Here is a 13,799-nt window from a genome sequence, read left to right on the forward strand (position 1 = left end):
TTTTTCAGTCCACCAGCAATAATTTGTAAAGCGGTTGATTCTCTTCAACCAATTCGGCCAGCGTGTAGTTATCCAGTTCCTTAAGGAAACTTTGCACAGCCTTAGAAAGCGCCTGCTTGAGGCGGCAGGCGGAAGTTATATGGCAAAATTCACTGCTGCAGTTCACAAGCGTTAGCGGCTCCAGGTCACGCACGACATCACCAATACGAATGTCTTTTGCTGCCCTGCCCAGCCTGATCCCCCCGTTTTTTCCCCTGACGGCCATCACATAGCCTTCACGACTAAGTTGATTGATTATTTTGACCATATGATTACGGGACACACCATAAATCTCAGTGACTTCGGTGATATTCGTCATTTTCCCTTCTGGCAATGACGCCATATAAATCAACGCACGTAATCCGTAATCGGTGAAACTCGTTAACTGCACATCAACCTCAGAAACAGGGGGAAAAATGAGATACCCGCAGGTATTGACTCTATTGATGATAAACCAGCCAGCAGGAATGCCGCTAATTTATTTGAACGGGAGGGGGAAAAAGCAGGAAGAAGGGGCCTGCCAGGCAAGCCCCGTTGATGATTATGCGTCGAACGGGTCGCGCAGAATCATGGTCTCAGAACGGTCCGGACCGGTAGAGATAATGTCGATCGGTACACCAGTCAGTTCTTCAATACGTTTGATGTAGTCCAGCGCAGCTTGCGGCAGACCATCACGCGTTTTCACACCAAAGGTGGTTTCAGACCAGCCCGGCATTGATTCATAAATCGGCTCAATACCTTCCCAGTTGTCAGCAGCCAGCGGAGTAGTCGTCACTTCGCGACCATCCGGCATGCGGTACCCGATACAGATCTTAACTTCTTTCAGACCGTCCAGCACATCCAGTTTGGTCAGGCAGAAACCAGACAGGGAGTTAATCTGTACGGCGCGACGGATAGCAACGATATCCAGCCAGCCAGTGCGGCGGCGACGGCCAGTAGTGGCACCGAATTCGTTGCCCTGCTTGCACAGGAACTCACCGATGTCATCGAACAGTTCTGTCGGGAACGGACCTGCACCCACGCGAGTAGAGTAGGCTTTGATGATACCCAGTACATAATCCACATAACGCGGGCCCAGGCCGGAGCCGGTCGCCACGCCACCAGCAGTGGTGTTGGAGGAAGTTACGTACGGATAAGTACCGTGGTCGATATCCAGCAGCGTACCCTGTGCACCTTCGAACATCACGAAGTCGCCACGTTGACGCGCTTGATCCAGCAGATCGGACACATCAACAACCATCGCGGTGAGGATGTCGGCAATCGCCATCACATCATCCAGCACTTTCTGATAGTCAACGGCTTCTGCTTTATAGAAATTCACCAGCTGGAAGTTGTGATATTCCATCACTTCTTTCAGTTTGTCAGCAAAGGTCGCTTTGTCGAACAGGTCGCCAACGCGCAGACCACGGCGAGCCACTTTATCTTCATAAGCAGGCCCGATACCACGACCGGTGGTGCCGATAGCTTTAGAACCGCGCGCTTTTTCGCGTGCTACGTCCAGCGCCACATGATAATCGAGGATCAGCGGGCACGCTTCGGACAACAGCAGGCGTTCACGAACCGGGATACCACGGTCTTCCAGACCTTTCATCTCTTTCATCAGCGCAGCCGGAGACAGCACAACACCGTTGCCGATGATGCTGGTTACGTTTTCGCGGAGAATGCCTGATGGAATCAGATGGAGGACGGTTTTTTCACCGTTGATTACGAGAGTATGGCCTGCGTTGTGACCGCCCTGGTAGCGTACAACATATTTAGCCCGTTCAGTCAGAAGATCAACAATCTTCCCTTTACCTTCGTCACCCCATTGGGTGCCCAGTACGACGACGTTGTTACCCATTTTTCAAAATCACCGTTTGCTTAAAAATGGATTCTACCATCGGATTTTCAGATATACAGCACTTTTTGTACCCAAATTAAGGCAAATCAGACCACTTTTTGATCAGCCAATCGTTTTCCTCAACATGTAGTAGATCACAATGCCAGCGACCACAAGACCGCCGCCAAAGCGACGCAATACATTATCCGGAAGGTTACTCATTGTGGCGATCATACGACGCCATGCACGGGGGTAGAGCATTGGACCTAATCCCTCCAGGACCAAAACGAGAGCCAATGCCAACCAGATTGTTGCGTTCATTTTTATCCTTATAAAAAGAAAACCACCGCTCCTGGAGGAGCCGGTGGTTTTTACGTCTTACCGTTTAAGTGAACTTAACGCGTCACTGGCGTCGGTGACTTCATATAACGGAAGAAGTCGCTGTCCGGGCTGAGCACCATCACATCCTGGTTGCTCTGGAAGCTGCTTTCATAAGCACGCAGGCTACGAATAAAGGCGTAGAAGTCTGGATCCTGGCTAAAGGCATCAGCAAACAGCTTAGCGGCTTCTGCATCACCTTCACCGCGCAGGATACGTCCCTGACGCTCAGATTCCGCCAGCGTTTTTGTCACTTCGTAATCCGCTGTAGCACGCAGCTTTTCAGCCTCTTCCTGACCCTGAGAACGGTGGCGACGAGCAACCGCTTCACGCTCAGCGCGCATACGGTTAAAGATCGCTTCCGAAACTTCAGTTGGCAGGTTGATCTGCTTAATACGCACATCCACCACTTCGATACCTAACGCCGCCATGCTGTTTGGGTTAATGACCGGCACTTTGCCATTCGTTTCAACAGCCACGCGCTGTGCCGCTTTAGCGATAGCATCATCAGCAGCAGGCGTTGCGACTTCATCTTCGGCGCCAGAAGAACCGGAGTTCAGCGCATCACGCACTTCCAGGGTCAGACGACCACGGGAATCGGTCACGATGTCTTTCACATCCAGACGACCAATTTCAGAACGCAGACGGTCAGAGAATTTACGTTTCAGCAGCACTTCTGCCTGAGAAACATCACCACCACCGGTTGCCAGGTAGTAGCGGCTGAAGTCGCTGATTCGCCACTTGATGTAGGAATCAACAATCAGGTCTTTCTTCTCTTTCGTTACAAAGCGATCTGCCTGGTTGTCCATGGTTTGAATACGGGCATCAAGCGTTTTAACGGATTCAATAAACGGCAGTTTGAAATGCAAACCCGGCTCGAAAACCAGCGGTTTGTTTTCATCGTCACGCAACACTTTACCGAAGCGCATAGAAATACCGCGCTCACCCTCTTTCACGACAAACAGCGAGGTGTAAAGCACTACCAGCACGATGATGATAATCGCGATTACTGACTTACGCATCGTTATTCCCCCTGACGCTGGTAGTCGTTACGCTGCGCGTTAGCACGGCGTTGGTCCATGATGTCGCCCTGGTTAGAGGACGATGTGTTGCTTGCGCCACTTGAGCCAGATGAGGACGCAGGCGGCAGGCGCAGAAGATTGTTCGCGCCACTGCTATCACTCTTTGCCCCGGTGGCGTTACCGCCTTTCAGCATCTGATCGAGTGGCAGAACCATCAGGTTGCCATTCTTGTTGTCACTGACCAGCACTTTGCGGGTATGACTCAGTACTTTTTCCATGGTCTCAATATAGAGACGTTCACGGGTGATCTGCGGTGCAGCTTTATATTCAGGTAGAATTTTTGCGAAACGAGCCACTTCACCCTGTGCTTCCAGGATGGTCTGAGTCTTGTATGCACGCGCTTCTTCCAGAATACGCTGCGCCTGACCGTTGGCACGTGGCTGCACTTCGTTGGTGTAGGCTTCTGCCTCACGGATGTATTGCTGTTCGTTCTCACGTGCAGCAATGGCATCATCAAATGCGGCTTTTACTTCTTCAGGTGGACGAGCCGCCTGGAAGTTCACGTCCAGCAGAGTGATCCCCATGTTGTACGGACGCACGGTCTCTTCCAGCTCACGTTGGGTATCGCTACGAATAACGGTACGGCCTTCGGTGAGGATACGGTCCATAGAGTACTTACCGATAACGCCACGCAGTGCGCTGTCCGTCGCCTGACGCAGGCTGTCATCAGCACTGGTCACGCTAAAGAGGTAGCGCTCAGGATCGGTCACACGGTACTGCACGTTCATTTCAACGCGCACAACGTTTTCGTCGGAGGTCAGCATGACGCCGGAAGCCGCCAGTTCACGAACGGATTCGACGTTAACCGCCGTCACGTTATCAATGAAGGTCGGTTTCCAGTTCAGACCCGGCTCAACCAGATGGCTGAACTTACCAAAGCGCGTAACCACACCACGCTCTGCTTCTTTAATGGTGTAGAACCCCGTGGCCGCCCAGATAATCACGGCTGCTGCCGCAACAATACTGACGATACGTCCGCCAATGTGACCACGCGGGCCAGAAGGTTGTTGGCTTCCACCGCCGGAACCGGTGCCTTTGCCACCGCCCAGGCCGCCGAGTTTTTTGCTCAGCTTACGGAAGATATCATCCAGATCAGGTGGCCCCTGATCGCGACCGCCTTTGTTTCCATTTCCCTCAGAGTTGCCGCCTGGTTTGCTGCTTCCCCACGGGTCGCGGTCTTGTCCGTTATTACCGGGCTGATTCCACGCCATGTATGTGCTCCATATTTGTTATGCGGTTATACCTTCATGCTCCAGGCTGCCACGTTGCAACCCGAATCAGTTTGGGTATCCCCCAAAGGGGAAAATCCCTCAGGCCCGTTCCGGTCAGACGACGTAGTCTTCCAGTGCCGGTTCTTGTTTACAGAGGCGACGCCAGTCCACAATCGGCATGCGCACCTGCATACCCAGACTCCCGTCGTCCTCCATCCACTCTTTTTCGATGGCCTGAAGCTGATAAAAACGACTTCTCAGGCGCCCTTCTTTTGCCGGTAAGCGCAACGTATGTTGTGCCACCTCACCAGACAGACGCTCCGTTAAAGCCTGGAATAACAGTGGTACACCCACTCCGGTCTGGGCAGATAACCAGACCCGAATCGGTTTGTTCTCTTCATCCCGGTCAATACGTGGCTCAAAATCATCCAGCATATCGATCTTGTTCATGACGAGCAGTGTCGGGATTTCATGTGCATCGATTTCCTCGAGCACAATGTTTACGGCTTCAATGTTGTCCTGCAACCGCACATCGGCGGCGTCAATGACATGCAAAAGCAACGTAGCCTGCCGGGTTTCCTGCAGCGTCGCTTTAAACGCGGCCACGAGATCATGTGGCAAATGGCGGATAAAACCAACGGTATCCGCCAACACGGTTTCGCCTACGTCAGCCACATCAATGCGACGCAGGGTCGGGTCCAGTGTGGCGAACAATTGATCCGCCGCGTACACCTGGGCCTCGGTTATCTGATTAAACAGGGAGGATTTGCCGGCGTTGGTATAACCCACCAGCGACACCGTTGGAATATCCGCTTTCATGCGCGAGCGGCGTCCCTGTTCACGCTGCTTTTCCACTTTCTCAAGCCGCGAGAGGATTTGCATAATACGATTACGCAGTAAACGACGGTCAGTTTCGAGCTGGGTTTCACCCGGGCCACGCAAACCAATCCCGCCCTTTTGTCTTTCAAGGTGGGTCCAGCCACGCACTAAACGCGTCGCTAAATGGCGCAACTGCGCCAGCTCAACCTGCAACTTACCTTCATGGGTACGTGCGCGTTGGGCAAAAATATCGAGAATCAGACCTGTACGGTCAATAACCCGGCATTCACATAACGCTTCAAGATTACGTTCCTGGGCCGGACTCAATGCGTGATCAAATAAAACAACAGAAGCCCCTGTCGCTTTTACGGCTTCCGCAATTTCGACAGCCTTACCTTCACCTACAAAATACTTAGGGTGCGGTGCTTTACGGCTACCAGTAATCACCTGCATTGCTTCGACACCGGCAGAAGAGACCAGGGATTCAAATTCCTGGAGGTCTTCTATATCTTTGTCTTGCGAAAAATAGATGTGTACCAGCACCGCCTGCTCACCGGCTTCATAACGGTCAAACAAGCGTAAACTCTCCTAAAATACCAGCGGGGAACTCAGAATCCTGGCTCCCCGACATGGAAAAACAGCCAGCAACCTTATTCGGTTTCTTCGCTGTCCTGCTGCGCAGAGGACTGAGCATTGCTACCATGATGGTAGTTACTGCCAGTGCCGCCACCCGCGTTGTTGCTATGATGAGAAACCGGGCGAGACGGAACAACAGTAGAAATAGCATGCTTATAGACCATCTGGCTGACCGTGTTTTTCAACAGGATCACGAACTGATCGAAAGACTCAATTTGCCCTTGCAGCTTGATACCATTCACCAAATAAATTGAAACTGGAACACGTTCCCGACGCAGTGCGTTCAGGAACGGATCTTGTAAAGATTGCCCCTTAGCCATTCTATCTTTTCCTTATATGCTTGTTTTGTACTTAGAACCCGGGAGTTCTGAAAACTGCGTAAAATTTTGCGCACGATACAACGTAATTGTACACACTCAACCCGCTATAGCACCAATAACCTGTAACACATCGTTGTACGATTGTTGCGGCTTTTCACTGTCTAACCAATGAACACCGTCCCATCCGCGCAACCAGGTTATCTGCCGCTTGGCTAACTGCCTCGTGGCGCAAACACCTCTGTAAACCATTTCATCGTATGAAATTTCGCCTTCAATGTATGACCACATCTGGCGGTATCCCACGCAACGAATGGAAGGCATGTCCGTATGCAAATCACCGCGAGCAAATAAAGCCCGCACTTCTGCTTCAAAACCTGAAGCCAACATCTGATGAAAACGCTGCTCAATTCGCTGATGGAGCAGTTCACGGCTCGCCGGGGCGATGGCGAACTGATGCACCTGATACGGCAGAGCGTCTCCTGACGTTTGCGTCAGATCCGTTAAAGTTTTACCCGAAATGAAAAAAACTTCCAGTGCCCGGGAAAGCCTTTGCGGATCATTTGGATGGATTCGCGCAGCCGCTACAGGATCAATGGCCTGCAACTGCTGATGTAACGCATCCCAACCACGCTCTGCTGCTTGTTTCTCAATTTCAGCTCTCACTGCCGGGTCTGCGGAAGGTAAAGGAGAGAGTCCTTCCAGTAACGCCTTAAAGTAGAGCATCGTGCCACCCACCAGCAGAGGAATTCGCCCTGCGGCAGTAATCTCATTCATCTCAGCCAGTGCATCACGACGGAAATCCGCCGCTGAATAAGCCTGAGAAGGATCACGAATATCCAGTAATCGATGTGGGGCAGCACGTAATTCGTCGGCATTCGGTTTCGCCGTGCCGATATCCATCCCTTGATAGATAAGGGCGGAATCCACGCTTATCAACTCAACTGGCAAAACTTTACGTAACTCAATGGCTAACGCCGTTTTACCGGAGGCAGTCGGCCCCATCAAAAAAATCGCCTTTGGCAGGCCAGCCTTACTCATATCACTCATGTTTCAGGGCGTTCATCGCCTTAGATAAATCAACAGGTTGCATTAAACCATCCGGTGGATTTTTTACCAGATGCGGACAAAGACGTTCGACGTCGGTTAACAAAGTAATAGCTTGCGCCATGTTCCACTGGCTGTGCTCGCTGGCCAGATGACGGGCAATCCATTGAGCAGTATTCACCACATCAATCGTTGTCTGTTGAGCCAGGTAGCCTATCAGTTCAGGAATCAAGTTTTGTAAATTTTGTTGGCGTAAGGGTAAAGGCACCGCCCGTAGCGTGACGTGTTGCCCATCAGGGACAAATTCGACGCCCATTTGCGCCAGCACGGCCTGCGCTTCTTTTAATGTAGTGCTCTCTTGCGGTGAGACTTTGAGGCGCACCGGAATCAGCAGAGGCTGCCCACACACAGGTCCGTTATCAGCCGAAAGCTGTCGATAGCGCAGCCAGCGTTCCGCGACAGGCAGCGACAGCAACCTGAGGCTGCCATCACGTTCGAGCAGGGCAAAGTCGGGCGGAACAATCGTCAGCACACGGCCAAAACTCTGGCTATGGGCATCCAGCGCCGGCGCACTCTTGTTCACGTTAGGTTCAGGGCTACGTTCGACTTCGGGCGTGTTCAGCAACTGGCGGTAGAGCGCCCCCTGCTGTTTCTGATATCCGGGCTGCGCATTCGGCCAGGCAGGAGCACGCGCAGAGGACGATCCTGAATATCCCCCCGCGGCAGGCGGTTCACGCAGAACAGAAGGTTCACGGGGCGCAGCAGGTTCCGCAAACTGATTGCGCCCCGCCGCCACCCGGTTTTCCGGAACGATGCGCGGCGCGGGAACACTCTCTTCCGCCAACGGCAGCAGATTCTCTGCCTGCTGTTGAAGGACGCTTAACACGCCCTGATAGATGAAGTCATGGACCAGCCGCGACTGATGAAAACGCACTTCGTGTTTGGCCGGGTGCACATTCACGTCAACCTGGTGCGGATCGATTTCGAGATAGAGAACAAAAGCGGGCTGCTGGTCGGCCCCCAGTTTGTCTTCACAGGCCTGGCGGATAGCGTGGTTAATAAGTCGGTCACGCATCATGCGACCATTTACGTAACAGTACTGGATCTCGGCAAAGGCAGAGGTCGTCGCCCCTGGCTCAGCGACCCAGCCACGCAAAGCAAGATCGCCATGCTGCCACTCAATGGCCAGAGCTTTTTCAAGAAACGCCGTGCCGCAAATCGCCCCCAAACGGCGCTCGTTTTGACCGCCCTGCGCAACAGCCCGGTACTGGCGCACCATTTTGCCGTTATGGCTGAGATTGATAGTGACATCAAAACGGGCCAGCGCAATCCGACGCACCACTTCATCAATGTGAGCAAATTCGGTTTTTTCAGTGCGCATGAACTTGCGGCGAGCAGGCGTGTTGTAAAAGAGATCCAACACTTCGAGCGTAGTACCCACCGGGTGCGCCGCAGGTTTGACGGTCACATCCATGTCACGCCCCTCGGCGTAGGCCTGCCAGGCTTCCTGCTGTTCAGCGGTCCGCGAAGTGAGCATCAGACGAGAGACAGAACTGATACTGGCGAGCGCCTCACCACGAAAGCCGAGACTGATAATCGCTTCCAGATCGTCCAGCGAGGCAATTTTGCTGGTGGCATGACGCGCCAGCGCCAGCGCCAGCTCGTCCTTTTTAATGCCACAACCGTTATCGCGAATGCGGATGAGCTTCGCCCCGCCGCGTTCAATATCGATGTCGATGCGGGTCGCGCCCGCATCCAGGCTGTTTTCAACCAGCTCTTTCACCACCGACGCAGGGCGTTCCACCACTTCGCCAGCGGCGATCTGGTTCGCAAGCTGTGGCGGCAGAACCTGAATCGGCATGAATGCTCCTTAGTTAAACAGTCCGTGTGAAGCGGTTTCCGCGCTGGCGGTTTGCCCGGTGCCACCCTGCGGGGCAGACTGAAGCGGGTGCGCCAGGAAGTAATTGCGTAAACCACTATAAATAGCGTCAGCCAGCTGTTGCTGATAGTCACTGCTCGCCAGCAGACGTTCTTCACTGTTATTACTGATAAACCCGGTCTCAACCAGTACGGACGGGATATCCGGCGAACGCAGCACACCAAGGCTGGCATGCTCAGGCCGACGCTTGTGCAGCGCACCAATGCGAGAAAGTTGGGTAATCATACTTGTGGCGACATCATACCCGACACGTTGGGAATGGCCGAATTGTAAATCCAGCACCGCCTGGCTCAGGTATGGGTCAGACTGACTGTTTGCCAGCACATCCCCTGCGCCACCCAGCAGTTCAGATTGCTTCTCGTGCTGCTCAAGCCAACCGGCCATTTCACTGTTTGCACGGCGGTTGGAGAGCACCCAAACAGAGGCTCCCGTGGCATCGCGGTTCGGCGCGGCATCAGCATGAATAGACACCAGAAAGTTCGCATTCTGCTTACGGGCAACGTCCGAACGGCCCATCACCGAAATAAAATAATCTCCATCGCGTGTCAGCACCGCTTTAAACATCGGGTCATCATTTAATAAGGTACGCAGTTTGCGCGCCACGGAGATGGTGATGTTTTTCTCCTGGGTACCGCCAGGGCCAATCGCACCAGGATCCTGACCGCCGTGCCCGGCATCAATAGCGATAATGACTTTGTCACCCGTTGCCGCCCGGGATTGAGCAGCAGGACGGACAGCCGTGTTGCTGTTGGTCACGCTAGTAATACGGTCGTTGTCTGATTTAAACGGATTGCGCGCCGGTTCAACGGGACGCGGGGCAACAGCCGGCGTTTCAACACGCTGGACCACAGCTTTTGGTGGTGGCGGTGGTGGAACGTCCGCATCAATAGTGAAGACGACAGAATACCCGGCACCGTTCTGCTGTTTCACCGCACGGGTTTTGCCATTCTCGGTGAGATCGACCACCAGACGCAGCGACTGGTTATCTTTTGGCGTGCCGGAACGAATGCTTTTTACCAGGTTGTTACCGCTGAACTGCAACGGCAGGCCCTGAATCACGCCGGTTTGTTTGATATCGAGCGCCACGCTGCGTTTCCCTTCCTGCGAAAACGCATACTCCGGGTCCCCCATAAAACTGAAGGTAATACGGGCCTGTGTGTCACCATTGGAGACCTGAATATCTGACAGGCTCGCCGCACTCACATGCGCGCTGAGTAAAACCAGCGCCGCCACCAGCCAACTTTTCACGCGATAAATCATCCCGTCATCCCTAAGATTAACTGGCCAAACGCGCCAGCAACGAAACGCCAGATGAGGATACAGCAGTAATGCGTGCCTCACGCCCCTGAGCCTGGTAATCAATATGGATTTCGACATCCGGGTCAGGCAGTACACCCGCACCTTGTTGCGGCCACTCGACCAGGCAAATTGCGTCGTTGGCAAAATAGTCGCGTATCCCCATAAATTCCAGCTCCTCAGGATCCGCAAGACGATACAGGTCGAAGTGGTACACGTTTAAGCCATCCAGCGTGTAGGGTTCGACAAGCGTATAGGTCGGGCTTTTCACATTCCCGTTATGACCGAGCGCCTGTAAAAAGCCCCGGCTAAAGGTGGTTTTACCTGCTCCCAGGTCACCGTACAGATAAATCACCGTGGCACCATCGCACGCCAGGGCCATACGTTGACCAAAATCCAGAGTCGCTTGCTCATCAGGTAAAGGAATTACTTGGTTCATCATTCTGTATCACTAACATCCGGGTTAACTACACGCACGAGCGTGGAAAAAAGATCGGTCGCCAGCATGCCACGCATGCCTTGCCTGGCCGCCAGAACATCGGCCGCCGCACCATGCGCCAGACAGCCCGCACAGGCCGCGTCGTATAATCCGTGTTTCTGCCCCAACAGGGCGCCAATAATGCCGGACAGGACATCGCCCATTCCGCCACTGGCCATACCGGCATTGCCCGCATCAATGATGCTGGTCGTGCCATTTTCAGCACTCACGACTGTCCCTGCGCCTTTCAGAACCACCACACCTGCGTAACGTTTTAGCAGACGTTGCGCAGAAAGTAAGCGATCGCTTTCAATTTCTGCTACGGAACAGTTCAGCAGGCGGGCAGCTTCGCCGGGATGCGGCGTCAGAATGCGATTGTGACGTTTATCGGGGTTGATTGCCAGAAGGTTAAGTGCGTCGGCATCCCAGAGCATGGGTTTACGAAAATTCTCAACTTTTTGCAGCGCCTTTTTACCCCACTCCTGCTGACCGAGACCCGGTCCAATGACCACCACATCAGCCCATTCCAGACTTTCATCCAGCGATTCAGGTGTAAGCTCATGCACCATCAATTCCGGGCGGGCAGTGATGATCGGCGCGATGTTTTCCAGCCGGGTCAAAACACGCACCAGACCCGCCCCGGCGCGCAGTGCCGCCTCTGCCGCCATACGAATAGCACCGGCGGTACCGTGGTCACCGCCAATCATCACCAGCCGACCATGGGAGCCTTTGTGTGATGTCGGGCGGCGCGGAGGGAACCAGTGCGGAAGCAACGACGCATCCACACGCGAGAGTGGGGTTTCCTGCCCGGCAAGCCAGGCATCCAGACCCAGCGTGTTGTGATGAAGAAGCCCCACTACGTCACGTGCTTTGCCGGTTAACAGACCCGGTTTAAGCGCGATGAAGGTGACGGTGTGGTCGGCATCAATGACCGCTCCAGGGGTCGCACCGGTTTGCGCTATCAGGCCGGAGGGAATATCCAGCGCCAGCACCGGGGCAGAATGCGCATTCGCTCGATGAATCAACGTCGCAATGGGATCTTTCGGCGCACTGTTCAGCCCCGTCCCCAGCAAGCCATCAATAATCAGGTCGATATCTTCAGGCCAGAGAATGTCCGATGCATGAATAACACCGCCGGCCTCAAGCCAGGCTTCACGTGCAGCATGCGCCTCTTCCGGCAGCGGTTTCTCGTTTTCAATTGCCAGTAACGTAACCTGGATGCCCGCAGCCGCAGCCAGCCTGGCGACCACATAACCATCACCGCCGTTGTTACCGTGACCACACAGAATCAGCCAATATTGCGTCTGCGGATAGTAAGACCGGGCAATGTCGAAGGCTGCCAGACCCGCCCGCTGCATCAGCTCAAAGAGCGTAATGCCGAGGCTGTCGGCAGCCTCTTTTTCTGCCCGTCGCAGTTCATCCGCAGGCCAGATGGAGTGTGGTATACTTGCTGCGTTTTTCTTCATTGTATGGTCCGTCATGTCAGAGCCCCTCGATCTCAATCAATTAGCGCAGAACATCAAACACTGGGGCACTGAACTGGGGTTTCAGCAGGTCGGGATCACTGACACCGATCTGTCGGCCAGCGAGCCTAAACTACAGGCCTGGCTGGATAAGCAATATCATGGCGAAATGGAGTGGATGGCGCGCCACGGAATGATGCGCGCCCGCCCACACGAACTTCTGCCCGGCACGTTACGGGTAATAAGCGTCAGGATGAACTACCTCCCCGCGAATGCCGCTTTCGCCAGCACGCTCAAAAACCCAGCGCTGGGCTACGTCAGCCGCTACGCGCTGGGCCGCGATTATCATAAGCTGCTGCGTAACCGATTAAAGCAACTCGGCGAAAAAATTCAGCAGCAATGCGTCTCGCTGAATTTTAGACCTTTTGTTGACTCTGCGCCCATTCTTGAGCGTCCACTGGCTGAAAAAGCCGGACTTGGCTGGACAGGTAAGCACTCACTTATCCTTAATCGCGACGCCGGATCGTTTTTTTTCCTCGGCGAATTGCTGATTGATTTGCCCCTGCCCATTGATAAGCCCGTGGAAGAAGGCTGCGGCCGCTGTGTGGCATGTCTCACCATTTGCCCGACGGGGGCCATCGTCGAGCCCTACACGGTGGATGCCCGCCGTTGTATTTCTTATCTGACCATTGAGCTGGAAGGGGCTATTCCTGAAGAATTTCGCCCACTGATCGGTAACCGCATTTACGGCTGCGACGACTGCCAGCTTATCTGCCCGTGGAACCGTTTCTCGCAATTAACGGATGAAACAGACTTCAGTCCACGTAAAGCACTGCATGCCCCAAAGCTGATTGAATTGTTTGCCTGGAGTGAGAACTGGTTTTTAAAAGTGACGGAAGGTTCTGCGATACGCCGAATCGGCCATTTGCGCTGGCTGAGAAATATTGCCGTCGCACTGGGAAATGCCCCCTGGGATGAGGCCAACATTCTGGCACTGGAACAACGCCGAGGTGAGCACCCACTTCTCGATGAACATATAGAATGGGCGGTTACGCAGCAGATTGAAAAGCGAAATGCCTGTGTCGTTGAGGTACAAACACCCAAGAAACAACGGCTGGTAAGAGTGATTGAAAAAGGACTAGCACGTGATGCCTGAGTCGTCCACAGCATGTGAATAAAATTAAAAAAACATTGCTATTCAACGCCAACAAAATCGTCAAGAGATCACATTAACAATTTGAAATCATATTTTTGTTATTAATTTCAAATGGTTAT

At 53.5% G+C, this 13,799-nt stretch carries 13 protein-coding genes; 1 reads left to right on the top strand and 12 read right to left on the bottom strand.

The annotated features are described in order from the left end of the window. Positions 1-4: 4 nt before the first annotated feature. The 12 genes from nsrR to nnr all read right to left on the bottom strand — a co-directional run bounded on the left by nsrR (position 5) and on the right by nnr (position 12,542). The gene (gene nsrR / locus AC5JPW_RS12990; protein ID WP_494240832.1) at positions 5-430 is read right to left on the bottom strand and encodes a nitric oxide-sensing transcriptional repressor NsrR; all 426 of its coding nucleotides are present in this window, start codon (positions 428-430) and stop codon (positions 5-7) included. A 150-nt stretch (positions 431-580) separates the two neighbouring features. Further along, positions 581-1,879: an adenylosuccinate synthase gene (locus AC5JPW_RS12995; protein WP_494240834.1), complete on the bottom strand. Its 1,299-nt coding sequence runs from the start codon at positions 1,877-1,879 to the stop codon at positions 581-583. A 102-nt stretch (positions 1,880-1,981) separates the two neighbouring features. Continuing rightward, positions 1,982-2,179 (bottom strand): DUF2065 domain-containing protein, encoded by a 198-nt coding sequence (locus AC5JPW_RS13000; protein ID WP_494240835.1) that lies wholly within the window; start codon positions 2,177-2,179, stop codon positions 1,982-1,984. Between the two features lie 74 nt (positions 2,180-2,253). After that, positions 2,254-3,258 carry a protease modulator HflC gene (hflC, locus tag AC5JPW_RS13005; protein ID WP_494240836.1) on the bottom strand — a complete coding sequence of 335 codons (1,005 nt, stop codon included), beginning with the start codon at positions 3,256-3,258 and terminating at the stop codon, positions 2,254-2,256. 2 nt (positions 3,259-3,260) lie between these two features. After that, positions 3,261-4,529 carry an FtsH protease activity modulator HflK gene (hflK, locus tag AC5JPW_RS13010; RefSeq protein ID WP_494240838.1) on the bottom strand — a complete coding sequence of 423 codons (1,269 nt, stop codon included), beginning with the start codon at positions 4,527-4,529 and terminating at the stop codon, positions 3,261-3,263. A 114-nt stretch (positions 4,530-4,643) separates the two neighbouring features. Continuing rightward, a complete protein-coding gene (hflX, locus tag AC5JPW_RS13015; RefSeq protein ID WP_494240840.1) occupies positions 4,644-5,924 on the bottom strand; it encodes a ribosome rescue GTPase HflX in 1,281 nt (426 codons plus the stop codon). A 74-nt stretch (positions 5,925-5,998) separates the two neighbouring features. Then, positions 5,999-6,304, bottom strand: a complete 306-nt coding sequence (gene hfq / locus AC5JPW_RS13020) for an RNA chaperone Hfq (RefSeq protein WP_039077815.1) — start codon at positions 6,302-6,304, stop codon at positions 5,999-6,001. A gap of 96 nt (positions 6,305-6,400) precedes the next feature. Beyond that, a complete protein-coding gene (gene miaA / locus AC5JPW_RS13025) occupies positions 6,401-7,351 on the bottom strand; it encodes a tRNA (adenosine(37)-N6)-dimethylallyltransferase MiaA (protein WP_494240841.1) in 951 nt (316 codons plus the stop codon). Beyond that, entirely contained in the window at positions 7,344-9,209 is a 1,866-nt protein-coding gene (mutL, locus tag AC5JPW_RS13030) for a DNA mismatch repair endonuclease MutL (protein ID WP_494240843.1), read from the bottom strand. The genes miaA and mutL overlap by 8 nt, the downstream gene beginning before the upstream one ends. A 9-nt stretch (positions 9,210-9,218) precedes the next feature. Continuing rightward, positions 9,219-10,547, bottom strand: a complete 1,329-nt coding sequence (gene amiB, locus AC5JPW_RS13035; protein ID WP_494240845.1) for an N-acetylmuramoyl-L-alanine amidase AmiB — start codon at positions 10,545-10,547, stop codon at positions 9,219-9,221. Between the two features lie 16 nt (positions 10,548-10,563). Continuing rightward, a complete protein-coding gene (gene tsaE / locus AC5JPW_RS13040) occupies positions 10,564-11,025 on the bottom strand; it encodes a tRNA (adenosine(37)-N6)-threonylcarbamoyltransferase complex ATPase subunit type 1 TsaE (RefSeq protein ID WP_494240847.1) in 462 nt (153 codons plus the stop codon). Beyond that, positions 11,022-12,542 carry a bifunctional ADP-dependent NAD(P)H-hydrate dehydratase/NAD(P)H-hydrate epimerase gene (gene nnr, locus AC5JPW_RS13045; protein WP_494240849.1) on the bottom strand — a complete coding sequence of 507 codons (1,521 nt, stop codon included), beginning with the start codon at positions 12,540-12,542 and terminating at the stop codon, positions 11,022-11,024. The genes tsaE and nnr overlap by 4 nt, the downstream gene beginning before the upstream one ends. Between nnr and queG the strand changes: the two genes are divergently transcribed. Further along, the gene (queG, locus tag AC5JPW_RS13050; protein ID WP_494240851.1) at positions 12,541-13,680 is read left to right on the top strand and encodes a tRNA epoxyqueuosine(34) reductase QueG; all 1,140 of its coding nucleotides are present in this window, start codon (positions 12,541-12,543) and stop codon (positions 13,678-13,680) included. The two genes, nnr and queG, sit on opposite strands and share 2 nt — an antisense overlap. Positions 13,681-13,799 lie beyond the last annotated feature (119 nt).

The sequence above is a fragment of the Phytobacter sp. genome (assembly GCF_059074235.1).

Bases quoted from the DNA above. Each gene is read 5' to 3' on its own strand.
- AC5JPW_RS12995 (WP_494240834.1), bottom strand. From the start codon at position 1,879: ATGGGTAACAACGTCGTCGTACTGGGCACCCAATGGGGTGACGAAGGT.
- AC5JPW_RS13000 (WP_494240835.1), bottom strand. From the start codon at position 2,179: ATGAACGCAACAATCTGGTTGGCATTGGCTCTCGTTTTGGTCCTGGAG.
- hflC (WP_494240836.1), bottom strand. From the start codon at position 3,258: ATGCGTAAGTCAGTAATCGCGATTATCATCATCGTGCTGGTAGTGCTT.
- hflK (WP_494240838.1), bottom strand. From the start codon at position 4,529: ATGGCGTGGAATCAGCCCGGTAATAACGGACAAGACCGCGACCCGTGG.
- hfq (WP_039077815.1), bottom strand. From the start codon at position 6,304: ATGGCTAAGGGGCAATCTTTACAAGATCCGTTCCTGAACGCACTGCGT.
- miaA (WP_494240841.1), bottom strand. From the start codon at position 7,351: ATGAGTGATATGAGTAAGGCTGGCCTGCCAAAGGCGATTTTTTTGATG.
- mutL (WP_494240843.1), bottom strand. From the start codon at position 9,209: ATGCCGATTCAGGTTCTGCCGCCACAGCTTGCGAACCAGATCGCCGCT.
- amiB (WP_494240845.1), bottom strand. From the start codon at position 10,547: ATGATTTATCGCGTGAAAAGTTGGCTGGTGGCGGCGCTGGTTTTACTC.
- tsaE (WP_494240847.1), bottom strand. From the start codon at position 11,025: ATGATGAACCAAGTAATTCCTTTACCTGATGAGCAAGCGACTCTGGAT.
- queG (WP_494240851.1), top strand. From the start codon at position 12,541: ATGTCAGAGCCCCTCGATCTCAATCAATTAGCGCAGAACATCAAACAC.
- nnr (WP_494240849.1), bottom strand. From the start codon at position 12,542: ATGACGGACCATACAATGAAGAAAAACGCAGCAAGTATACCACACTCC.